Origin of the sequence: Nocardioides marmoriginsengisoli (genome assembly GCF_003725695.1) — a bacterium.
In the GTDB taxonomy this organism is placed as follows: Bacteria; Actinomycetota; Actinomycetes; order Propionibacteriales; family Nocardioidaceae; genus Marmoricola; species Marmoricola marmoriginsengisoli.
Window position 1 is genome coordinate 536,148 of sequence record NZ_RJSE01000003.1, and the last position, 22,124, is coordinate 558,271.

Here is a 22,124-nt window from a genome sequence, read left to right on the forward strand (position 1 = left end):
GGTCTGGCGAGGCCGGATCCGCCGACCTAGTTTGAGTCCATGACGAATGAAACCGAACTTGAACGCCGGGTGTACCGGTTGGAGACCGAGACGGTCGCGATCTACGACGCGATCGCCGAGCACCGGGCAGAGACGCGTGCCGGCTTCGCCGAGCTTCGTGCCGACTTCGCCGAGATGCGCGCCGACTTCACCGACCTGCGCACCGACTTCACCGCGCTGCGTGCCGACTTCACCGACCTGCGTGCCGGCTTCACCGAGCTGCGTGCCGACTTCACCGCGCTGCGTGCCGACGTCACTGACCTGCGTGCCGACTTCACCGAGCTTCGTGCCGACTTCACCGACCTGGATGCCGGCTTCGCAGGGGTGCGCAAGGACTTCGCTGAGCTCCGGACCGAGACCCGGTCCAGCATCGCCGAGCTCCGCGACGAGAATCGAACGTGCTTCGCCCGCGTCGAGGAGACCCTCGGTGAGCTCCTGAAGCGCCTCCCCGCGTCCGCCTGACCCGGCTCAGCCGGCGGGACTGAAGTCGTCGACCGACCAGGGAGCGGGGCCATCGACCGGTGTCCCCGGCGTCTCCTCGACCACCCGGAAGCTCATCCGGAACGTGGTCCCGTGCGCATCGGTCTTCACCACCCCGATCGTCCCCTGGTGCGCCTCGACGATCGCCAGCGCGATGGTCAGCCCGAGGCCGGCGCCCGGGACCTGCTGCGCCACCGCGGTTCCGGAGCGGTAGAGACGCTCGAAGACCCGGTTGGGCTCGACCTCGCCGATCCCCATCCCCGAGTCGGCCACCTCGATCTCGGCGTTGCCGTCGACGGCACGGAGCCGGACCCCGATCTCTCCACCCGCCGGGGTGAACTTCAGCGCGTTGGAGAGCAGGTTGTCGATCGCCTGGCCGATCCGGTCGCGGTCGGCGTTGATCATCAGACCGATCCCCGGAAGGTCCAGCTCGAGCTCGATGTGCAGCTCCTCGGCACGCGGACGCGCGGCCTCCACGGCATCGCGCAGGATCGGCACCAGGTCGACCCGGGCCGGCCGGATCGCCAGTCCGCTCTCCTCGATCGCGACCAGCGTGAGCAGGTCGTCGACCAGCCGGAGCTCGCGCTCGGCGCTGCGGGTGATCACCGAGAGGAACCGCCGGCCCTGGGGGCTGAGCTGCTCCAGGTCCGCCATCAGCTCGCTGTAGCCGAGCAGCGAGGTCAGCGGCGTGCGCAGCTCGTGGGAGACCGTCGCAAAGAACTCGTCCTTGACCCGCTCGGCCTCCTCCTGCATCGCCCGGCGCTCACTGATGTCGCGCACCGCGGCCGAGATCAGCAGCCCGTCCTCGGTCTCCAGCGGCGCCAGCGAGATCTCCACCGGGAACTCGGAGCCGTCCTTGCGGCGCGCGTGCAGATCACCCGCGAGGCCCATCGGCCGGGTGCGGGGTCCGGCGACGTACCCGGACCGGAAGGCGACGTGGATCCCGGCGAACCGTTCCGGCACCAGGACCTCGACGCTCCTGCCGATCAGCTCCTCGCGGTCGTACCCGAAGCACCTCTCGACCTGAGCGTTCACCAGCAGGATGGTGCCCTCCTGGTCGACGATCACCATCGCGTCCGGCGCGGCCTCGAGCAGACCGCGGAAGAGGCGCTCCTCGCGTCGCTTGCTGGTGACGTCGCGGACCGCGGCCGAGATCAGCAGTCCGTCCTCCGTCTCCAGCGGCGCCAGCGAGATCTCGACCGGGAACTCCGAACCGTCCTTGCGACGGGCACGCAGGTCCAGGCCGGACCCCATCGCCCGGACGTGCGGTTCACCGACGTAGTCGTGCCGGTGCTGCCGGTGCACGGAGTGCAGGTCGGCCGGCACCAGCATCTCCACCGGCTGTCCGAGCAGCTCGTGCCGCGCGTAGCCGAAGACCGACAGCGTCTGGGCGTTGACGAGCACGATCGCGCCGGACTGGTCGATCACCACCATCGCGTCCGGGGCAGCCTCCAGCAACCCGCCGAGGTCCGGCGAGCTGTTCGTGGTCCCCGAGTCCGTGGTCATCAGACCCCCTCGAGCCCCGGCGGGACTGCTACCTGTCTGTTCATGCTATGACGAGACGCCCGAACCGCACGATGCTGACGCGACTGCGTCGCACCGGCCGGATCAGGTCACAGCCGACTAGACCAGCGGCGTCAGCCGTCGAGCGCGTTCGCCCGCCGGATCACGTCCACGATGCCCGCCATCGCCTGGGTCAGGCTGAAATCCTTGGGGGTGAAGACCATCGCGACCCCGAGCTCGACCAGCTTCTTGCCGTCCGAGTCCGGGATGATCCCGCCGACGATCACCGGGATGTCCGAGATCCCCTGGGCCTTCATCAGGTCCAGGACGTCGGGGACCAGCTCCATGTGCGACCCGGAGAGGATCGACAGGCCGATGCAGTGCACGTCCTCGGCCACCGCGGCCGCGACGATCTGCTCCGGAGTCAGCCGGATGCCCTGGTAGACGACCTCGAAGCCGGCGTCACGAGCACGGACCGCCACCTGCTCGGCGCCGTTGGAGTGCCCGTCGAGACCGGGCTTGCCGACCAGCAGTCGCAACCGGCCGCCGAGCTCCTCACCGGTGGCCCTCACGCTCTCCCGCACCTTGGTCAGCTCGGAGCCGGCCTCGGCGACGCCGACCGCTCCGGCGACGCCGGTCGGGGCCCGGAATTCGCCGAAGACCTCGCGCAGCGTCCCGGCCCACTCCCCGGTCGTGACGCCCGCGCGGGCGGCGGCCAGGGTCGCGGTCATCAGGTTGGTCTCGGTCTTCGCGTCCGCGGCCAGCTTCTCCAGGGCGGCGTCGACCGCGGCCTGGTCGCGCTCCGCCTTCCAGGAGCTCAGCGAGTCCAGGGCGGTCCGCTCCGCCTCCGGGTCGGCGGTCTGGATGGCGCCGTCGAGATCGGCGGTCAACGGGGAGACCGCCGTCGTCTCGAACTTGTTCACGCCGACCACCACGTCGGTGCCGTTCTCGATCCGGGCCCGCCGGGCGGCGTGGCTGGAGACCAGCTCCTGCTTCATGTAGCCGGACTCGACCGCCGCGACGGCGCCGCCCATCGCCTGGACCCGGTCCATCTCGGCACGGGCGTCGGTGACCAGCTGGGCCACCTTCGCCTCGATCACGTGCGACCCGTCGAAGATGTCCTCGTACTCGAGCAGGTCGGACTCGAAGGCGAGCACCTGCTGCAGGCGGAGCGACCACTGCTGGTCCCACGGGCGCGGCAGGCCGAGGGCCTCGTTCCACGCCGGCAGCTGTACGGCGCGCGCCCGGGCGTTCTTGGACAGCGTCACGCCGAGCATCTCCAGCACGATCCGCTGGACGTTGTTCTCCGGCTGCGCCTCGGTCAGGCCCAGGGAGTTCACCTGGACGCCGTACCGGAACCGGCGCATCTTCGGGTCCTTGACGCCGTACCGCTCCGTGGTGATCTCGTCCCAGAGCTGGACGAAGGCCCGCATCTTGCAGGTCTCCTCGATGAACCGGACGCCAGCGTTGACGAAGAAGGAGATGCGCCCGACGACCTGCTCGAAGTCCTTCTCGTCGACCTGACCGGCATCCTTGACCGCGTCCAGGACCGCGATCGCGGTGGTGAGCGCGTAGGCGAGCTCCTGGGTCGGCGTGGCCCCGGCCTCCTGCAGGTGGTAGCTGCAGATGTTGATCGGGTTCCACTTCGGGATCTGGTGGACCGTGTAGGCGATCATGTCGCTGATCAGCCGGAGCGAGGCCTGCGGCGGGAACACGTAGGTCCCCCGGCTCAGGTACTCCTTGATGATGTCGTTCTGGGTGGTGCCGGCCAGCTGGGCCGCGACCTCCTCGGCCGACAGGTCGGGGTTCTGCTCCTCGGCGGTGACCTGGTAGAGCGCCAGCAGCCACATCGCGGTGGCGTTGATGGTCATCGAGGTGTTCATGTCCGTCAGCGGGATGTCCGCGAACAGCTTCCGCATCTCGCCCAGGTGCTGGATCGGGACGCCCACCTTGCCGACCTCGCCCCGGGAGAGCGGGGAGTCCGGGTCGTAGCCGGTCTGGGTCGGCAGGTCGAACGCGACCGACAGGCCGGTCTGCCCCTTCGCCAGGTTGCCGCGGTACAGCTTGTTCGACTCGACGGCCGAGCTGTGGCCGGCGTACGTCCGCATCACCCAGGGGCGATCCTTCACCTGCGGGTCTTCAGCGCTCATAGGAGGAGGGTAAATCCTCGGGCTACTGATCGGTAATGGATGTGGACTGTCTCACGCGTGCGCCAGATCACTCCGGAGTCACAGCGACGGGCCGGGCACCCTGCTGACATCGGCTCCGATACTGGCCAGCACCTCGGCGAAGTGCGGGTAGCCGCGGTCGATGTGCTGGGACTCGGCCACCGTGGTGACGCCCTGCCCGGCCAGCCCGGCCAGCACCAGGGCGGCCCCGGCCCGGATGTCGTGCGCCACCACCGGGGCTCCGGAGAGCAGCGGCACCCCCCGTACGACGGCATGGTGGCCGTCGGTGTGCAGGTCCGCACCGAGCCGGGCGAGCTCCTGGGCGAACATGAACCGGGACTCGAAGACGTTCTCGGTGATCATCGCGGTCCCGTCGCTGACCGAGGCCAGTGCCATCGCGAACGGCTGCAGGTCGGTCGGGAACCCGGGGAAGGGCAGCGTGACCACGTCGAAGGAGCGCAGCCGCTTCCCGACGCTGACGGTGAAGCCGTCCGGGTGCGTGCTGAGCTCGGCCCCGGCGTCGACGAGCTTGTCGAGCACCAGGTCCAGGTGCGAGGCCACTCCCCCGGCGACGGTCACCGTCCCGCCGGCGATCGCCGGGGCGAACGCCCAGGTCCCGGCCACGATCCGGTCCGAGACTGTGGTGTGCTCGACCGGGTTGAGCCGGTCGACGCCCTCGATCGTCAGCGTCGACGAGCCGATCCCGTCGATCCGGGCACCCATCGCGACCAGCAGGTGGCAGAGGTCGGCGATCTCCGGTTCGCGGGCGGCGTTGTCGATCACGCTGGTCCCGGTGGCCAGCACGGAGGCCATCAACAGGTTCTCGGTGGCGCCGACGGACGGGAAGTCCAGCCACAGGCTCGCGCCGGTCAGGCCGGTCGGGGCGTCGGCGACGACCTGGCCGTGCTCGACCTTCACCTCGGCACCGAGCTCGCGCAGGCCGGTCATGTGCATGTCCAGGCCGCGGGAGCCGATCGCGTCACCCCCGGGCAGCGCGACGCTGGCCCGGTGGCAGCGGGCCACCAGCGGCCCGAGGACGGCGATCGAGGCGCGCAGCCGGCGGACGAGCTCGTAGGGGGCCTCCCAGTCGAGCACCTCGGGCACGGTGATCCGGACCCGGCCGCTGGTCAGCTCCCGGGTCGGGTCGGCGTCCGCGGGGTGGGCGATGTCGACCTCGCAGCCGAGGCGGCGCAGCAGCTCGCCCATCACGGTCACGTCGAGAATGTCCGGGACGTTGTTGATCGTGCTCGTTCCCGGGGCCAGCAGCGCGGCCGCCATCAGCTTGAGTGCGGAGTTCTTCGCCCCGCCCACGTAGACGGTGCCCTCGAGAGGACGGGCGTGCGGGCCCGCCGAGACCACCTGGAAGCTCTCCACACCAGGAGCCTATTACGCTGGCCCCATGGTCAACCTCACCCGTATCTACACCCGCACCGGCGATGCCGGCGAGACCCGCCTGGGCGACATGAGCGTGACCACGAAGACCGATTCCCGGCTGCAGGCGTACGCCGGCGTCGACGAGAGCAACGCCCACCTCGGCGTGGCCCTGGCGACCGGCGAGTTCGAGGACGACGTGGTCGCCGTGCTCACCCACGTCCAGAACGACCTCTTCGACGTCGGCGCCGACCTGTGCACCCCGGTGGTCGCGAACCCCGAGTACCCGCCGCTGCGGATCGAGCAGGACTACATCGACCGGCTCGAGGGCTGGTGCGACGCCTACAACGAGCACCTGCCGGCGCTGCGCTCCTTCATCCTGAACGGCGGCACGCCCGGAGCCGCGCAGCTGCACGTCGCCCGCACCGTCGTACGGCGGGCGGAGCGGGAGGCCTGGGCGGCCTGGAGCGAGTACGCCGACGTGATGAACCCGCTGGCGATCACCTACCTGAACCGGCTCTCCGACCTGCTCTTCATCCTGGCCCGGTACGCGAACCGCGCCAACGGCGACGTGCTCTGGGTGCCCGGCGGCGAGCGGGGCTAGCGGTTCGAGGGCGGCTGGTTCCAGTCCGTCCCCGGCGGGCCCGCCTCGAGCCATGCCGAGAAGCCGGTGACGGCGCTCAGGCTCATCGCCAGCTCGACGGGGCCGTCGGGCGTCCGGCACTCGACGATCCGGTGGCCGCCGTACAGGGCGAACGTCTCGGCCCCCTCGGGGTCGCGCTGGCCGACGATCACCAGGTCGGCGCGGGCCCAGCGCAGCCGCGGCCGCGGGGCCGGCGAGAAGATCCGGAACCACTCCAGGTGGTCCTCGTAGTACCGGCCGATCCCGAGAACCCAACCGCGCCCGGTCGAGGACGACCGGACGCGGTAGGAGAGCTCGAAGGTGCCACCGTTGCGGGAGAGCACCCGGCGCCGGATGACCAGCAGCAGCCCGTAGGCCAGCACGAGGAGCAGCACGACACCGGCTGAGTCAAGCAGCCACTGCCATGCGGGCATCTATCCCTGCTCTCCAAGAGTTGGCCGGTACGCCGTGCGGTCCGGTTCGGGTGGGTTCAGCGTGCCTTCTCGACGGCGTTGATCCGCGCCTCGGCCCAGGCGGCAGCCAGGGCTTCGACGTGGTCGCCGTCGTTCTCGCCGGCCTTGTGGGCCCGCTCGAGGTCGGCCTTCGCCTTCTCCAGGTTGATGTCGTGCGCCATCTCGGCGTGCTCGGAGAGCACCGAGACCCGGTCGTCGGCGACCGAGAGGAACCCGGCGTCGACAGCGGCGACCCAGGTCTCCCCGTCGACCGTGGTCACGTCGATGACGCCGTCGAGCATCACCGAGAGCAGCGGAGCGTGCCCCGGGAGGATGCCGACGTCGCCCTCCGACGTACGGGCGATGATCATGCTCGCCTCGCCGGACCACACGAGGCGGTCCGCCGAGACGAGCTCAACCTGCAAGGAAGCCATCAGAGGCTCGCCTGGATCTCGGCCCACTTCTTCTCGACGTCGTCCAGACCGCCGCACATGAAGAACGCCTGCTCGGCGACGTGGTCGTACTCACCGTCGGCGATCTTGTTGAACGCCTCGATGGTGTCGCCCACGGACACCGTCGAACCCTCGATGCCGGTGAACTGCTTGGCGACGTAGGTGTTCTGGGACAGGAACCGCTGGATCCGGCGCGCGCGGTGGACGATGGTCTTGTCCTCCTCGGAGAGCTCGTCGACACCGAGGATCGCGATGATGTCCTGGAGCTCCTTGTTCCGCTGCAGGATCTGCTTGACGCGGATCGCGCAGTCGTAGTGCGCCTGACCGATGTACTGCGGGTCGAGGATCCGCGAGGTCGAGGTCAGCGGGTCCACGGCCGGGTAGATACCCAGCGACGCGATCTCGCGGGAGAGCTCGGTGGTCGCGTCGAGGTGCGCGAACGTCGCGGCCGGCGCCGGGTCGGTGTAGTCGTCGGCGGGCACGTAGATCGCCTGCAGCGAGGTGATCGAGTGTCCGCGCGTCGAGGTGATCCGCTCCTGCAGGGTGCCCATCTCGTCAGCCAGGTTCGGCTGGTACCCCACCGCGGACGGCATCCGGCCGAGCAGGGTCGAGACCTCGGAACCGGCCTGGGTGAACCGGAAGATGTTGTCGATGAAGAGCAGCACGTCCTGGCCCTGCACGTCGCGGAAGTACTCCGCCATCGTCAGCGCGGACAGGGCGACCCGGAGACGCGTGCCCGGCGGCTCGTCCATCTGGCCGAACACCAGGGCGACCTTGTCGAACACCCCGGCTTCCTGCATCTCCTCGATCAGGTCGTTGCCCTCACGGGTGCGCTCGCCGACGCCGGCGAACACGGACACGCCGTCGTGGTCCTTGGCCACCCGGGCGATCATCTCCTGGATCAGCACGGTCTTGCCGACACCGGCACCACCGAACAGACCGATCTTGCCGCCCTGGACGTACGGGGCGAGCAGGTCGATGACCTTGATGCCGGTCTCGAACATCTGAGTCTTCGACTCAAGCTGGTCGAAGGCCGGCGCCTTGCGGTGGATGCCCCAGCGCTCGGCCGGCTCGAAGGTCTCGCCCTCGGCCAGGTTGAGCACGTCGCCGGTGGTGTTGAACACCTTGCCGAGGGTCTCGGGACCGACGGGGACCGTGATCGGGCTGCCGGTGTCGCGCACCTGGGCGCCGCGGACGACGCCGTCGGTCGGCTTCAGCGAGATGGCGCGGACCATGCCGTCACCAATGTGCTGGGCCGCCTCCAGGGCGAGCGTGGTGGTCTCGCCGCCCAGCGTGATGTCGACCTCGAGCTTGTTGTAGATCTCGGGCATCTCGTCGGTCGCGAACTCGATGTCGACGACCGGGCCGATGACCCGGGCGACCCGGCCGATGCCGGTCTCGTTGATAGTGGCAGTCATGTCTCTCACTACTCCGTTATTCCTGGCCGGCGTTCGCATCGGCGAGCGCGTTGACGCCACCGACAATCTCGCTGATTTCCTGGGTAATCCCGGCCTGACGGGCCTGGTTGGCAATTCGGGTGTACTTCTTGATGAGCTCTTCGGCGTTGTCCGTCGCGGACTTCATCGCCTTCTGACGGGCAGCCAGCTCGGAGGCGGCGGCCTGCAGCAGTGCGGTGAAGATCCGGCTGGTCACGTACTTCGGCAGTAGCGCGTCCAGGACGTCGTGCGCCGACGGCTCGAACTCGTACAGCGGCAGCACGTCACCGGCCTCGGGAGCCTCGGTGCCCTCGACGACCTCGAGCGGGAGCAGCCGCACGGCGACCGGCTCCTGGACGAGCATCGAGCGGAACCGCGTGTAGACCAGGTGCACCTCGTCGGTCGAGTCCGCCTCCTGCTCGGCGACGAACGCCGCGATCAGCGTCTCGGCCATCGCCTTGGCGTCCTCGTACGTCGGCTGGTCGGAGAAGCCCGCCCAGCTCTGCTTGACCGGACGGCTGCGGAACTTGAAGTACGCCGCCGCCTTCCGGCCCGAGGTGTAGATCGTGACGTCCTTGCCCTCGGCCTTGAGCTTCTCGATGAGCCGCTCCCCCTCCTTGATGACGCTGGAGGAGTAGGCGCCGGCCAGTCCGCGGTCGCTGGTGATGATCAGCACCGAGCAGTGGTCGGACTCGGTCGGCTCGGTCACCAGCGCGTGGTCGACGTTCGAGAACGTCGCCACCGCCGAGACCGCCCGGGTGAGCTCGCGGCTGTACGGCGCAGCGGCTTGTGCCCGCTGCTGCGCCTTGATGATCCGGGACGCAGCGATGAGCTCCATCGCACGCGTGATCTTCTTCATCGACTGGGTCGACTTGATCCGCGCGCGGTACTCGCGCACAGAGAGAGCCATGGTTCAGCCCCGCTTCTGCTTGACGATCTGCTCCTGCTCGACGTCGCCGTCCTCCAGCGCCTCGTGGACTTCCTTGCCGGCCTTGAGCGACTGGCCGTCCGAGGTCTCGAACTGGTTGAGGAACGCGTCGTACGCGGCCACCAGGTTCTGCTCGGTGCCCTCCTCGAACTTCTGCGTCTCCCGGATCGTGTCCAGGACGGCAGCGTGCGAGAGCCGGAGGTAGTCGAGGAACTCGCGCTCGAACCGGAGCACGTCGTCGACCGGGACCAGGTCCAGGCGACCGGTGGTACCGATCCACAGCGAGGCGGTCATCTCCTCGAGCGGGTACGGCGAGTACGCCGGCTGCTTGAGGAGGGCCATCAGGCGACCACCGCGGTCGAGCTGCTGGCGCGACGCGGCGTCGAGGTCGGAGGCGAACATCGCGAACGCCTCCATGGCGCGGAACTGCGCCAGGTCGACCTTGAGCGAACCGGTGACGGCCTTCATCGCCTTGGTCATCGCGGCACCACCGACACGGGAGACGGAGATACCGACGTCGATGGCCGGGCGCTGGTTGGCCGCGAACAGGTCGGACTGCAGGAAGATCTGACCGTCGGTGATCGAGATGACGTTGGTCGGGATGAACGCCGAGACGTCGTTGGCCTTGGTCTCGATGATCGGCAGACCGGTCATCGAGCCGGAGCCGAGCTCGTCGGAGAGCTTCGCGCAGCGCTCCAGCAGACGGGAGTGCAGGTAGAAGACGTCACCCGGGTACGCCTCGCGGCCCGGCGGACGACGCAGGAGCAGCGACACGGCGCGGTAGGCCTCGGCCTGCTTGGTCAGGTCGTCGAAGACGATCAGGACGTGCTTGCCGTCGTACATCCAGTGCTGGCCGATGGCCGAGCCGGTGTACGGCGCCAGGTACTTGAAGCCGGCCGAGTCGGACGCCGGGGAGGCCACGATGGTGGTGTACTCCAGGGCACCGGCCTCCTCGAGGGCCGCACGCACGGAGGCGATGGTCGAGCCCTTCTGACCGATGGCGACGTAGATGCAGCGGACCTGCTTGCTCGGGTCGCCGGACTCCCAGTTCGCCTTCTGGTTGATGATCGTGTCGATCGCGACCGTGGTCTTGCCGGTGGCGCGGTCGCCGATGATCAGCTGGCGCTGGCCGCGGCCGATCGGGGTCATCGCGTCGATCGCCTTGATTCCGGTGGCGAGCGGCTCGTGGACCGACTTGCGGGCCATCACGCCGGGAGCCTGCAGCTCGAGCGCGCGGCGACCCTCGGTGGTGATGTCACCCAGGCCGTCGATCGCGTTGCCGAGCGGGTCCACGACCCGGCCGAGGTAGCCGTCGCCGATCGGGACCGAGAGGATCTCGCCGGTACGGCGCACCGTCTGGCCCTCTTCGATCTTGTCGAAGTCACCGAGGATGACGACGCCGATCTCGCGGGTGTCGAGGTTCAGCGCCAGACCGAGGGTGCCGTCCTCGAACTCGAGGAGCTCGTTGGCCATGCAGGAGGGCAGACCCGAGACCCGGGCGATGCCGTCCGCGGCCTCGGCAACGGTGCCGACCTCTTCCTTGCTCGCGGCCTCGGGCTTGTAGTCAGCCACGAAGCGCTGCAGCGCGTCCCGGATCTCCTCCGGACGGATCGAAAGCTCCGTCATTTCGTCCCTACTCTCTTGTGCTTCAACGTTTTCAAAGAACTCGGTGGTTGTTCGATCTAGCCTGCGAGCCGACGACGGGCGTCGTCCAGCCTGCTCGAGACGCTTCCGTCGATGACGTCGTCACCGATCTCCACGCGCATGCCGCCGACCAGACCAGGCTCGACGCTGACGTTCAGGTGCACCGGACGTCCGTACTGGCGGCTCAGCGCGCTCTGCAGGCGGTCGCGGTCCGCGGCCGTCAGCGCGCGGGCGACCCGGACCTTGGCGACGCCCTCGTCCTTGACCGCGGCCGCGATCTTCTGGAACTCGGCCAGGGCGACGACCACGGTGCGGTGCGAGCCGTTCAGAGCGAGCACGGCGAGCCGCTGCGTCGCCGCGAGCGCCTTGCCGTCCAGGAGGCTGGCGAGCAGCACCCCCTTGTCGGCGGCAGTACGGGTCGGGTCGGACAGTGCTCCGCGAAGGTCGGCGTGCTCGCCGACCAGCTGGCTGAGCGCGAAGAGCTCGTCGGCCAGGCGAGTGGAATCCGCACCCGCCGACTTCACCACGGCGACAACGCCGAGGTACTCCAGCACGTCGGCCAGGTCCCGGGTGGTCGTCCAGCGACGGGCGACGGCATCGCCGACGATGCCGAGGCCCGCGGCCGAGATCTTGCCGTCGAAGACCTGGCGCGCCAGGCCGCTCTTGGCTGCCGCGTCGATCGCCTGGTCGGTGACCATCCGCCGCAGACCGGGCTCGGCCCGGAGCACGGCGGCGGCACCGAGGAGGTCCTCGCCGAGGGTGGCCGCCGCGGTGTCGGAACCGACGGCTGCGTCGAGCGCAGCACGCAGTCCGGACCGGGCTTCCGCCGATGCGCCTCGCAGCACCATCAGTTGGCTCCCTCGAGCTCAGCCAGGAAACGGTCGACGACGCGCGAGGAGCGCTCGTCGTCGTCCAGGCTCTCCCCGACGATCCGACCGGCCAGCGAGGTCGCGAGCGTGCCAACCTCGGCCCGGAGCGAGGTGACCGCCTGCTGGCGCTCGGCCTCGATCTGGGTCTTGCCGTGCTCGACGATCCGGGCGGCCTCGACCTGGGCCTGCTCCCGGAGCTCGGCCACGATCTGCGCCCCCTGCTCACGCGCTTCCTCGCGGATGCGCGCTGCCTCGTGGCGGGCGTCGCCGAGCTGCTTCTCGAGCTCGGCGAGCTTGGCGTCGGCCTCGGCCTGCTTCGACTCGGCCGCCTGCAGCCCGCCTTCGATCGCGGTGGTCCGCTCGGCGTAGGCCTTCTCGAAGTTCGGTACGACGAACTTCGCGATCAGCCACAGCAGGAGCAGGACGACGACCGCGCCGATGATGATCTCGGCAAGGTGCGGAACGAGCGGGTTCAGCTCGTCCTCTTTCGCCTTCTCCTCAGCCGCAGCTAGGACAAGTGTCTTGAACATGAGTGCTCCAGGCCCTTCCGGACTCAGGGCTTCAGGACGAAGGCGAGCGCGAGGGAGATGATGAAGAACTGCTCCGCAAGCACGAAGCCGAAGATCGCGATGCTCTGCAGACGACCCTGGGCCTCAGGCTGACGCGCGACGCCGGTGACGTACGCCGCGAAGATCAGGCCGACGCCGATGGCGGGACCGATCGCAGCGAGGCCGAGGCCGATCATGTTGAGAGTGCCACCCATGGGGGTTTCCTTTCGTTGGTGACGCGCTGTGCGTCGTCGTGTTGTGGTGCTCGAGGGATGAAGAAGGTCAGTGCTCTTCGGCGATCGCGCTGCCGATGTACATCGCGGTAAGCAGGGTGAAGACGTAGGCCTGCAGGAACATGACCAGCATGTCCAGGAAGCTCACGCCGATGGCCATCAGGAAGGAGAACAAGCCGGAACCGATGCCCAGGATCCGCGGCTCGAAGTGCAGCAGCAGGAACTCCCCGCCCAGCGAGAACAGGATCAGCAGCAGGTGGCCGGCGAACATGGTCGCGAACAGACGCAGGGCCAGCGTGAACGGCCGCACGATGATGTTCGAGAAGAACTCCAGCGGGACCAGCGCGATCAGGATCGGGCCGGTGATGCCGGAGGGCACGGTCTGGTGCTTGAGGTAGCCGAAGAAGCCGTGCTTGAGGACACCGACGGTGTTGTAGACCAGCCAGGTGATCAGCGCGAGGGCGGTGGTGTACCCGATGTGCGACATCGTCGGGAACTGGATCAGCGGGATCACGCCGAAGAAGTTGTTCACGAGCACGAACAGGAAGATCGTGAACAGCAGCGGCACGAAGCGCATGTAGTCGTGCGAGCCGATGGTGTCGCGGGCGATCGAGTTGCGCACGAAGTCGTAGACGTACTCGCCGGCGAACTGCAGGCGGCCCGGAACCACGGCGGCCTTGCGGGACATCGCGTAGAACAACCCGAAGGCGATCACGGCAGACAGCACGACCAGCACCATCGGCTTGGTGACCTCGCTGCCGAAGATGCCCGGCAGGTCGAAGTCAGCTGGTCCGGGGGCGTGGAACGTGTCCGACGATGCCGGAACCGCAGTCAGCGAACGCACGCTGTCTCCTGTCTGTATGGCTGGCTCTGAAGCTGGGGTGAGGTCTGGCTCCGCCGATTGCGGCAGGGCCGACAAGATCCAAGTCGCGGAGCGCCCAGACGCGCCGGACGATAGCAGGCTGAGAAGGTCATGCCGAACCCGGCCCGTCGACTGCGGACAGATCGAACAGGGGGATCCGCTCCCGGCGCACCAGGACCGCGAACATCGTGGTCCAGACGACCGTGACGGCGATGACGGCGATCGCACCTGCCGTCACCTCCGGACCGCTGGTCAGCCGGGCGAGAACAGCGAGCGTCACCAGCAGCAGGATGCCCTGCGCGGTGAAGACGCCGAGCGCGGTGAGCAGCGAAGCCACCGGCGAGACCTCGGCGACCTTGAGCACGATCCAGGTGCCGATCGCGAGGATCGCCAGCGTGGCCAGTCCGCCGGTGGCGGCACCGGCAGCGGCCGGTCCCCCGTCGACGAGCAGGCAGACGACGACGGCCGCGATCGCTGCCAGCAGACTCCACAACGCGGCTCCGACGAGCACCTTCAGGGCGGCGCCGGAGGCAGCAGAGTCCCCCGGGGGGACCTGCGGTTGGATCGTCGTCATGGCGGCCTCGTGGGTGGTCGTCAGAGTGGCGGCGGAAGGTGCTTGTGAAAGTTAGCACAAACTCGGAAGGATCCGAAATCCGAGCCGGCGACCGCTCCGGTGAATCCGGTCAGCCTACGTCAGATCCCGCCGGGTGGCCTCAGACGGGACTGCGCAGCCGCGGTACCACGAAGGTCAGGATCGCGGTCGCCGCGGCCCACACCGCCACCACCACCACGGTGGCCGGACCGGTGTACAGGCTGACCAGCACCGCGCCGAAGCCGATCAGGCCGGCCCACAGCCACATGATCACCACGGCCTTGCGCTGACTGTGGCCGAACTCGAGCAGCCGGTGGTGGAGGTGCTCCTTGTCGGGCTGGTAGAACATCTGCCCCCGCCGGGTGCGCCGTACGACGGCCAGCACGAGGTCGACGAACGGCACCACCAGGATCGCCAGCGGCAGCAGGATCGGCAGCAGGATCACCAGCGTGGTGCCGAGCGTCTCGGTACCGCCGTTGAGCTGCAGACCGGCGAACTGCCCGGTCAGGCTCAGGGTCGCCCCGGAGAGCACCAGCCCGAGCAGCATCGAACCGGAGTCGCCCATGAAGATCCGGGCCGGGTAGAAGTTGTGCGGCAGGAAGCCGACGCACGCGCCCGCCAGGCAGGCGCAGAGCAGGGCGGCGGTGATCGCCAGGGTCTCGTTGTTGGCGTCCGCCAGCCGGTAGGAGAACAGGAAGAACGCGAAGGCGCCGATGCAGACCATCCCGCTGGCGAGGCCGTCGAGGCCGTCGACGAAGTTGATCGCGTTGACGGTGCCGACGATCAGGACGATCGAGAACAGCACCGCCTGGGTCGAGTCCAGCACGATCTGGTCGCGCCCGGGGACGCGCAGCGAGTACAGCTGCACCCCGTTGAGCACCAGGTAGCCGGCCGCGAGCACCTGGCCGCCCAGCTTGGTCAGCGCGTCCAGCTCGATCAGGTCGTCCAGCACGCCGACCGCACAGATGATCGCGCCGCCGGTGAGCACCACGCCGGCGTCGTGGAAGATCTGCGGCTGGGAGAGGCTGAGGAAGGGCAGCTGGTGGGCGATCAGCAGGCCCGCGCCCAGCCCGCCGAGCATCGCCACTCCCCCGAAGTACGGGATCGGCACCGCGTGCACGTCGCGGTCCCGGACCTGGGCGACCGCACCGAGCCGCATCGCCAGCTCCCGGGCCACCACGCAGAGCAGGTAGCTGACCACCGCCGCGACCAGGAAGACCAGCAGGTACTCACGCACGGGCGTCGGTGCCTTCGCCGGTGCCTTCGTCGGGGCCCTCGTCGGGGCCCTCGCCGGGGCCTTCGTCGGTGTCGTCGGCCAGGGCGATGTCGAGGGTGGCGAGCACGGTACGCAGCTCCTCGGGGCCGATCGCGCCGATCCGGAGCACCCGCGGCTGGTCGCCGGTGCAGTCGACGATCGTCGAGGGCTGGTCTCCCGCCGAGGGCCCGCCGTCGAGGATCACCGACACCTCGGAGCCCAGCATCTCGGCCGCCTCGTCGGCGTCGGCCGCGGCCGGCCGGCCGGTGATGTTGGCCGAGCTGACCGCCAGCGGCCCGGTCCGGGCCAGCAGCTCGAGTGCGACCTGGTGGTGCGGCATCCGGACCGCGACCGTCCCGCGGGTCTCACCCAGGTCCCACTGCAGCGAGGGCTGGTGGCGGACCACGATGGTCAGCGGGCCCGGCCAGAACTGCTCGACCAGCACCCGGGCCCACTCGGGGAGCCCGGTGGCGAGCGCGTCGAGCGTCCCCGGAGACCCGATCAGCACCGGCGGCGGCATCTCCCGGCCGCGGCCCTTCGCCGCCAGCAGCCGGGCCACGGCGGCGCTGTCGAAGGCGTCCGCACCCAGCCCGTAGACGGTGTCGGTGGGCAGCACGACCAGCTCGCCGGCCCGGACGGCAGTCGTCGCCGCGGTCAGTCCGGGGTCGAGGTCGGCATCGGCGGTGACGTCGTAGCGGGTGGACACGGGACTCATCGTGCCACTGGCGCGGTCGGATGCGTCGCAACGGGTCGGGTGCCGCGGAGACTCGTCACGGCTCGGCTCACCCGAGTCGCGCGGTCAGGTAGCGCGGGCGTCCGGCCAAGTCGCGATGGTCGCGGACGTCGGCCCAACGCCCGGTCGCGCTGAACACGGCCGGCGCGAGCTCGCCCTGGAGGTCGGCGTGCTCGGCCCCGACGACGCCGGCCGGGCGGAGCAGCCGACCGGCCACCCGCTCCAGCACCCGCATCGCGGTCAGGCCGTCGTCGCCGGAGAACAGCGCCAGGTGCGGATCGTGGTCGCGGGCCTCCGGGGCCACGCTCTCCCAGGCCTCCAGCGGGATGTACGGCGGGTTGCAGACCACCACGTCGACGGTGCCGTCGAGGTCGCCGAACGCGTCCGCCATGTCGCCCTGGCGCAGGTCGACGCCGGTGCCGGTGAGGTTCTGCTGGGCCCAGCGGTGCGCGTCCGGGTCGACCTCGACCGCGTGCACCCGGGCGTGCGGGACCTCGTCGGCGATGCTGCGTGCGATCGCGCCGGATCCGGTGCAGAGATCGACCACCACCGGCGGGCGACCCTCGACACCGAGGGCGGACTCGATTGCCCAGCCGGCGAGCAGCTCGGTCTCCGGGCGCGGGGTGAAGACGCCGGGACCGACGGCCAGGTCGACGTACCGGAAGCCGGTGGTGCCGGTCAGGTGCTGCAGCGGCACCCGCTCGGCGCGGCGGGAGACCAGCGCGGCGAAGGCGGCGGCGTCGGCCGCCGCGACCTCGGCGACCAGGAGCAGGTTGCCGCGGGGCACGCCCAGGACGTGGGCGAGCAGGATCTCGGCGTCGTTGGCCGGGCTGGGGACGCCGGCCGCTTCCAGCGTGGCGGCGGCGTCGGCGACCAGGTCGCCGCGCCGGGACGAACCGGACCGGCCCTCAGTCACCGAGGGCTTCCAGCCGTGCCGTCATGTCGGCCTGGACGCTGGACTCGATCACCGGCTCCAGGGCGCCGTCGAGCACCTGGTCGAGGTTGTAGGCCTTGTACCCGGTGCGGTGGTCCGAGATCCGGTTCTCCGGGTAGTTGTAGGTCCGGATCCGCTCCGAGCGGTCCACCGTGCGGATCTGGCTCTTCCGGGCGGCGCTGGCCTCGGCGTTGGCGGCCTCCTCGGCGGCGGCCAGCAGCCGGGCGCGCAGGATCCGCATCGCGGACTCCTTGTTCTGCAGCTGCGACTTCTCGTTCTGGCAGCTGACCACGATGCCGGTCGGCAGGTGCGTGATCCGGACCGCGGAGTCGGTCGTGTTGACGCTCTGCCCACCGGGGCCGGAGGAGCGGAAGACGTCGATCCGCAGGTCGTTGTCGTTGATCGACACGTCGACCTGCTCGGCCTCGGGCATCACCAGGACGCCGGCAGCCGAGGTGTGCACCCGGCCCTGGCTCTCGGTCACCGGGACCCGCTGGACCCGGTGCACCCCGCCCTCGAACTTGAGCAGTGCGTACGGCGCCTCGCCCGGCGCGGGGACGCCCTTGGCCTTGACCGCCACGGTGACCGACTTGTAGCCGCCCAAGTCGGACTCGTTGGCGTCCAGGACCTCGGTCGACCAGCCGCGGGCCTCGGCGTACCGGGTGTACATCCGGAGCAGGTCGCCGGCGAAGAGGGCCGACTCCTCGCCGCCCTCGCCGGACTTCACCTCGAGAAGCGCGTCCTTGCTGTCGGAGGCGTCGCGCGGGATCAGCAGCTGTCGGAGGCGTTCGGCCACGACGACCCGGCGCTCGGCCAGCTCGACGGCCTCCAGCGCGAACGCCTCGTCCTCACCGGCGAGCTCCTGGGCTGCCTCGGCGTCCTCGCCGAGCTGGAGCCACTCGGCGTGCGTCCGCACGATCGCGGAGAGCTCGGCGTACCGCTGGTTCAGCTTGCGGGCCCGGGACTGGTCCGCGTGCACGCCCGGGTCGGCCAGGGCGTGCTCGAGCTCGGCGTGCTCGGCGATCAGTCCGTCGACTGCTTCGAACATCTCGGCTCCTGGCGGGTGGAGGGGTGGGCGAAACAACGCGAAACGCCGGTCAACCCAGGAGGACCTGGGTGACCGGCGTTTCAGGAAGCTACTTGGAGTCGGTCTTCTTGGCGTAGCGCGCCTCGAAGCGGGCGACGCGACCACCGGTGTCGAGGATCTTCTGCTTGCCGGTGTAGAACGGGTGGCAGTTGGAGCACACGTCGGCGTGAAGCTTGCCTTCAGGCGAGGTGCTGCGCGTCTCGAAGCGGTTACCGCAGGTACAGGTCACCTCGGTGAGCACGTACGCGGGGTGGATGTCCTTCTTCATGGGTTCCTCTTTCGGGTTATCGGCCGCCGGGTCGTCGGCTGGTGCAGACGTGAACCGGAGCCAGCGAGAGATTCTGCCACCTCAGAACACCTGAGGGCCAATCGGCATTCCCCACCCCCGGCACGGTCCGGACGGACGCGCCCACGTACGGGTTGGTCTCCCAGCCGCCTAGGAATCCTCACCGAGGACGGCCGCCACCCGCTGAGCAAGCTCCCGCGGGCTGAACGGCTTCACCACGTAGTCGTCCGCCCCGGCCTCGAGACCCTGCTCGATGTCCGACTCCTGGGCGCGCGCGGTGAGCATGATGATCGGCACCGCGGACGTGGTCGGGTCCCCGCGCAGCGCACGCGCCGCTTCGAGCCCGCTCATCCCAGGCATCATCACGTCCAGGATCACCAGGTCCGGGACGGATGCGACGCAGGCCTCGACCGCGGCGGTGCCGTCGGCAACCGGCAGCACCTCGTGCCCGGCGTGGCGCAGCTTGAACACCACCAGCTCCCGGATGTCCGCGTCGTCGTCGGCGATCACGATCCGCGCCATACCGACCCCCTTCGGATCTGAACCAGTCGAAATCCGTCGCACTGCCCCCCAGCAACGGCAACGTCGCTCAGCATAACGACAACCCTCGCCGGGTCAGCGTGAATGCGGAATGCTCAGGCCTCCGGCGCTCCGGGCGTCGGGGTGGTCTTCTGGACCTGCGTCAGGAACTCGAGGTTCGTCGACGACTTCTTCAGCCGCTCCAGGAGCAGCTCCAGGGCCTGCTGGCCGTCGAGCCCGGAGAGCACCCGGCGGAGCTTCCAGATGATCGCCAGCTCCTCCTCGCTCATCAGCAGCTCCTCGCGCCGGGTGCCGGACTGGACGGCGTCGATCGCCGGGAAGATCCGCTTGTCGGCGAGGTCGCGGCGCAGCCGGAGCTCCATGTTGCCGGTGCCCTTGAACTCCTCGAAGATCACTTCGTCCATCTTCGAGCCGCTCTCGATCAGCGCGGTCGCCAGGATCGTCAGCGAGCCGCCGTCCTCGATGTTGCGGGCGGCGCCGAAGAACTTCTTCGGCGGGTAGAGCGCGGCGGAGTCGACGCCGCCGGACAGGATCCGGCCGCTCGCCGGGGCGGCCAGGTTGTAGGCCCGCCCGAGCCGGGTGATGCCGTCGAGCAGCACGACCACGTCGTGACCGAGCTCGACGAGCCGCTTCGCCCGCTCGATCGCCAGCTCGGCGACCATCGTGTGGTCACTGGCCGGGCGGTCGAAGGTGGAGCTGATCACCTCGCCGTTGACGGAGCGCTCGAAGTCGGTGACCTCCTCGGGCCGCTCGTCGACCAGCACCACCATCAGGTGGCACTCCGGGTTGTTGGTGGTGATCGAGTTCGCGATCGACTGCAGGATCATCGTCTTGCCCGCCTTGGCCGGCGAGACGATCAGGCCGCGCTGGCCCTTGCCGATCGGTGCGGCGATGTCGATGACCCGGCCGATCATGTTCGTCGCGGTGGTCTCCAGCCGGAGCCGCTCGGACGGGTACAGCGGGGTCAGCTTGGCGAACTCGACACGGTTCTTGGCCGCCTCCGGGTCGCCGCCGTTGACCGAGTCGAGCTTGACCAGCGGGTTGAACTTCTCCTTGCGGTCACCCTCCCGGGGCTGGCGGACCTGGCCGGTGAGCGCGTCGCCGCGACGCAGGCCGTACTTGCGAACCGTGGAGAGCGAGACGTAGACGTCGTCGGCGCCGGGCAGGTAGCCGCTGGTCCGCACGAACGCGTAGCTGTCCAGGACGTCGAGGATGCCGGCGCACGGCGCCAGCACGTCGTCCTCGAGGATCTGCAGGTCGGGCTCGTGGCGGTTGCCCCGGTCGCGCTGGTTGCCGCCCTGGTTCGGCTGCCGCGGCGGGTTGCCCTGCTCGCCACCCGGCTGGTTCGCCGCCCGGTCGCGGTCGCGGCCCCGGCGGCGGCGGTTGCGGCGGCTGCCGCCCTCCTCGTCGCCCTGGGCCTGCCCCTGGGCCTGACCCTGGGCCTGCTGACCCTGGGCCTGACCCTGCTGGCCCTGGTTGTTCTGGCCCTGGTTGTTCTGAGTCTGGTTGTTCTGGCCGGCGCCGCGGTTGCGGTTCCGCTGACCCGCCTCGGCACGGTCGTCGGCCTTGCCGTCGTCAGCGCGCGGCGCGTCGCCCTGGGCCGTCTCGACCTTGGCGGAAGCGTTCTCGGTCGCCTGGTCCTGGCCCCGCTCGGGCGCTCCTGCCTCCGGCGTATCGGCAGCGCGATCCTGCTTCGAAGCCTTGCCGCGCGTCTTCTCGCCGGTCGCCGTTTTCGCCCGTGGCTCGCTCGCAGCGCCGCCCCCGCCGCCCCCGCCGCCCTGGGCGGCCTTGATGGCAGCGACCAGCTCGGCCTTCTTCATCCCGGTGGCCTTGATGCCCAGGCCGCCGGCCACCTTCTTCAGCTCGGGCAGCAGCATGCCGCTCAGCCCGTTCCCCCCGGCGCGCTTGGGCGCGGTCGCGCCCGCCTCGGGTGCGGGGGTGGTGTCGGTGGTTTCCGTCATGCGGGGTCCTTCCCCAGGTGCTGCCGCGCGGACGAGTCCGCCGGCACGGTGGTGGTGTCTCGGATACGCGCTCGAAGCCCGGTGCGGGCACAGGGATTCAGAGCAGAGCATCCGAACGGAAGAAGTGCGTCAGGGTGTCGCGCTGGTCCGGGGACCAGCGGCGCGATCTCACTGGACGCGGTTTCACACTAGCACCATCAGCGGCCCGGGGATCACATCAAGGGGCGACGACCCGGACGCCCTGGTGGTCCACCGCGAGCCGGCGCGCCACCCAGCCCGGCGGGCACCGATCGGTCAGGTCCGACCCGTCGGCGGTCAGCACCAGGACCGTGGGGCCGGCGCCCGAGATGAACGCGGCCGAGCCCTCGGCGCGGAGCCGCTGCACCAGCGCGAACGAGTCCGGCATCGCCGAGCTGCGGTACTCCTGGTGCAGGAAGTCCTCGGTCCCCCGGAGCAGCCGGTCGACCTCGCCCCCGAGCGCGGCCACCAGCAGCGCCGCCCGGCCGGTGTTGGCGGCGGCGACCTGGTGGTCGACCTGGGCCGGGAGCAGTCCGCGGGCCGCCTCGGTGCTGACCCCGGTCGGCGGCACGAAGGCGATCGCCGAGATCGACGGGTCGATCGGTGCCGGGGTCGCCCAGACCTCGTCCTGCGCCTGCCCGCAGACCACGAACCCGCCGAGCAGCGCCGGGGCGACGTTGTCCGGGTGTCCCTCGAGGCCGTTGGCCAGCCCGAGGGCGACACCCTCGTCGAAGCGCAGCCGCTCGTCGACCAGGGCGTTCGCGAGCGCGATCCCACCGACGATCGCGGCCGAGGAGGACCCCAGCCCCCGGCTCTGCGGGATCCTGTTCTCGAACCTCAGGCGGAGGCCCGGCGGCGTCACCCCGAGGACGGCGAACGCCGCGCGCATCGCCTTGACCACCAGGTGGCGCTCGTCGCGGGGCAGCGTGCTCGCGCCCTCACCGACGACCTCGATCTCCAGTCCGCCCGGCACCACCTCGGCGGTCAGCCGGTCGTGCAGGTCCAGCGCCAGCCCGAGGCAGTCGAAGCCCGGACCGAGGTTGGCGCTGGTCGCGGGAACCTCCAGCGTCACCGGGCCCGGCACGAAGGCAGGAGCGGTCGGCACCGCCAT

Annotated in this window: 23 protein-coding genes; 2 read left to right on the forward strand and 21 right to left on the reverse strand. The window is 69.9% G+C overall.

The features are described 5' to 3' along the window. Nucleotides 1–39: 39 nt before the first annotated feature. Nucleotides 40–501, forward strand: coding sequence for a hypothetical protein (locus EFK50_RS04550; RefSeq protein ID WP_148046052.1), 462 nt, complete (start codon nt 40–42; stop codon nt 499–501). A gap of 6 nt (nt 502–507) precedes the next feature. On the opposite strand, the gene EFK50_RS04555 is transcribed toward EFK50_RS04550, so the two are convergent. The 3 genes from EFK50_RS04555 to murA all read right to left on the reverse strand — a co-directional run bounded on the left by EFK50_RS04555 (nt 508) and on the right by murA (nt 5,564). Beyond that, complete coding sequence (locus tag EFK50_RS04555; RefSeq protein ID WP_123226341.1) at nt 508–2,025, reverse strand: PAS domain-containing sensor histidine kinase; 1,518 nt, start codon at nt 2,023–2,025, stop codon at nt 508–510. 131 nt (nt 2,026–2,156) lie between these two features. Beyond that, the gene (locus tag EFK50_RS04560) at nt 2,157–4,172 is read right to left on the reverse strand and encodes a protein meaA (protein ID WP_123226342.1); all 2,016 of its coding nucleotides are present in this window, start codon (nt 4,170–4,172) and stop codon (nt 2,157–2,159) included. Between the two features lie 78 nt (nt 4,173–4,250). Then, a complete protein-coding gene (murA, locus tag EFK50_RS04565; RefSeq protein WP_221177263.1) occupies nt 4,251–5,564 on the reverse strand; it encodes a UDP-N-acetylglucosamine 1-carboxyvinyltransferase in 1,314 nt (437 codons plus the stop codon). Nucleotides 5,565–5,589: 25 nt separating this feature from the next. Between murA and EFK50_RS04570 the strand changes: the two genes are divergently transcribed. After that, on the forward strand, nt 5,590–6,165 hold the full coding sequence (locus EFK50_RS04570; RefSeq protein WP_123226343.1) for a cob(I)yrinic acid a,c-diamide adenosyltransferase: 576 nt from the start codon (nt 5,590–5,592) through the stop codon (nt 6,163–6,165). Here the strand turns inward: EFK50_RS04570 and EFK50_RS04575 are convergent. The 18 genes from EFK50_RS04575 to thrB all read right to left on the reverse strand — a co-directional run bounded on the left by EFK50_RS04575 (nt 6,162) and on the right by thrB (nt 22,124). Then, on the reverse strand, nt 6,162–6,617 hold the full coding sequence (locus tag EFK50_RS04575; protein ID WP_123226344.1) for a DUF2550 domain-containing protein: 456 nt from the start codon (nt 6,615–6,617) through the stop codon (nt 6,162–6,164). The genes EFK50_RS04570 and EFK50_RS04575 overlap by 4 nt on opposite strands. A gap of 56 nt (nt 6,618–6,673) precedes the next feature. Further along, nucleotides 6,674–7,069, reverse strand: a complete 396-nt coding sequence (locus EFK50_RS04580; protein WP_123226345.1) for a F0F1 ATP synthase subunit epsilon — start codon at nt 7,067–7,069, stop codon at nt 6,674–6,676. Beyond that, nucleotides 7,069–8,505 carry a F0F1 ATP synthase subunit beta gene (gene atpD, locus EFK50_RS04585; RefSeq protein WP_123226346.1) on the reverse strand — a complete coding sequence of 479 codons (1,437 nt, stop codon included), beginning with the start codon at nt 8,503–8,505 and terminating at the stop codon, nt 7,069–7,071. Before atpD ends, EFK50_RS04580 begins: the two co-directional genes overlap by 1 nt. A gap of 16 nt (nt 8,506–8,521) precedes the next feature. After that, nucleotides 8,522–9,433, reverse strand: a complete 912-nt coding sequence (locus tag EFK50_RS04590) for a F0F1 ATP synthase subunit gamma (RefSeq protein ID WP_123226347.1) — start codon at nt 9,431–9,433, stop codon at nt 8,522–8,524. Between the two features lie 3 nt (nt 9,434–9,436). Then, the gene (atpA, locus tag EFK50_RS04595; RefSeq protein ID WP_123226348.1) at nt 9,437–11,077 is read right to left on the reverse strand and encodes a F0F1 ATP synthase subunit alpha; all 1,641 of its coding nucleotides are present in this window, start codon (nt 11,075–11,077) and stop codon (nt 9,437–9,439) included. 56 nt (nt 11,078–11,133) lie between these two features. Beyond that, a complete protein-coding gene (locus tag EFK50_RS04600; RefSeq protein ID WP_123226349.1) occupies nt 11,134–11,943 on the reverse strand; it encodes a F0F1 ATP synthase subunit delta in 810 nt (269 codons plus the stop codon). Continuing rightward, nucleotides 11,943–12,494 (reverse strand): F0F1 ATP synthase subunit B, encoded by a 552-nt coding sequence (locus tag EFK50_RS04605; protein WP_123226350.1) that lies wholly within the window; start codon nt 12,492–12,494, stop codon nt 11,943–11,945. The genes EFK50_RS04600 and EFK50_RS04605 overlap by 1 nt, the downstream gene beginning before the upstream one ends. 23 nt (nt 12,495–12,517) lie before the next feature. Beyond that, the gene (locus EFK50_RS04610; protein WP_123226351.1) at nt 12,518–12,727 is read right to left on the reverse strand and encodes an ATP synthase F0 subunit C; all 210 of its coding nucleotides are present in this window, start codon (nt 12,725–12,727) and stop codon (nt 12,518–12,520) included. A 67-nt stretch (nt 12,728–12,794) separates the two neighbouring features. Beyond that, complete coding sequence (atpB, locus tag EFK50_RS04615; RefSeq protein ID WP_246004032.1) at nt 12,795–13,589, reverse strand: F0F1 ATP synthase subunit A; 795 nt, start codon at nt 13,587–13,589, stop codon at nt 12,795–12,797. Nucleotides 13,590–13,716: 127 nt separating this feature from the next. Then, nucleotides 13,717–14,181 (reverse strand): hypothetical protein, encoded by a 465-nt coding sequence (locus EFK50_RS04620; protein WP_123226352.1) that lies wholly within the window; start codon nt 14,179–14,181, stop codon nt 13,717–13,719. 139 nt (nt 14,182–14,320) lie between these two features. Further along, nucleotides 14,321–15,436 carry a glycosyltransferase family 4 protein gene (locus EFK50_RS04625; RefSeq protein WP_123226353.1) on the reverse strand — a complete coding sequence of 372 codons (1,116 nt, stop codon included), beginning with the start codon at nt 15,434–15,436 and terminating at the stop codon, nt 14,321–14,323. Further along, nucleotides 15,429–16,160, reverse strand: coding sequence for an L-threonylcarbamoyladenylate synthase (locus EFK50_RS04630; protein WP_123226354.1), 732 nt, complete (start codon nt 16,158–16,160; stop codon nt 15,429–15,431). The genes EFK50_RS04625 and EFK50_RS04630 overlap by 8 nt, the downstream gene beginning before the upstream one ends. A gap of 76 nt (nt 16,161–16,236) precedes the next feature. Further along, on the reverse strand, nt 16,237–17,103 hold the full coding sequence (prmC, locus tag EFK50_RS04635; protein WP_183407684.1) for a peptide chain release factor N(5)-glutamine methyltransferase: 867 nt from the start codon (nt 17,101–17,103) through the stop codon (nt 16,237–16,239). Further along, nucleotides 17,096–18,169, reverse strand: a complete 1,074-nt coding sequence (gene prfA, locus EFK50_RS04640; RefSeq protein WP_123226355.1) for a peptide chain release factor 1 — start codon at nt 18,167–18,169, stop codon at nt 17,096–17,098. The genes prmC and prfA overlap by 8 nt, the downstream gene beginning before the upstream one ends. A gap of 88 nt (nt 18,170–18,257) precedes the next feature. After that, nucleotides 18,258–18,476, reverse strand: a complete 219-nt coding sequence (gene rpmE, locus EFK50_RS04645) for a 50S ribosomal protein L31 (RefSeq protein WP_123226356.1) — start codon at nt 18,474–18,476, stop codon at nt 18,258–18,260. A gap of 168 nt (nt 18,477–18,644) precedes the next feature. Beyond that, the gene (locus tag EFK50_RS04650; protein ID WP_123226357.1) at nt 18,645–19,016 is read right to left on the reverse strand and encodes a response regulator transcription factor; all 372 of its coding nucleotides are present in this window, start codon (nt 19,014–19,016) and stop codon (nt 18,645–18,647) included. 113 nt (nt 19,017–19,129) lie between these two features. Then, on the reverse strand, nt 19,130–20,995 hold the full coding sequence (gene rho / locus EFK50_RS04655; RefSeq protein WP_123226358.1) for a transcription termination factor Rho: 1,866 nt from the start codon (nt 20,993–20,995) through the stop codon (nt 19,130–19,132). A gap of 217 nt (nt 20,996–21,212) precedes the next feature. Beyond that, nucleotides 21,213–22,124 (reverse strand): homoserine kinase, encoded by a 912-nt coding sequence (gene thrB / locus EFK50_RS04660; protein WP_123226359.1) that lies wholly within the window; start codon nt 22,122–22,124, stop codon nt 21,213–21,215.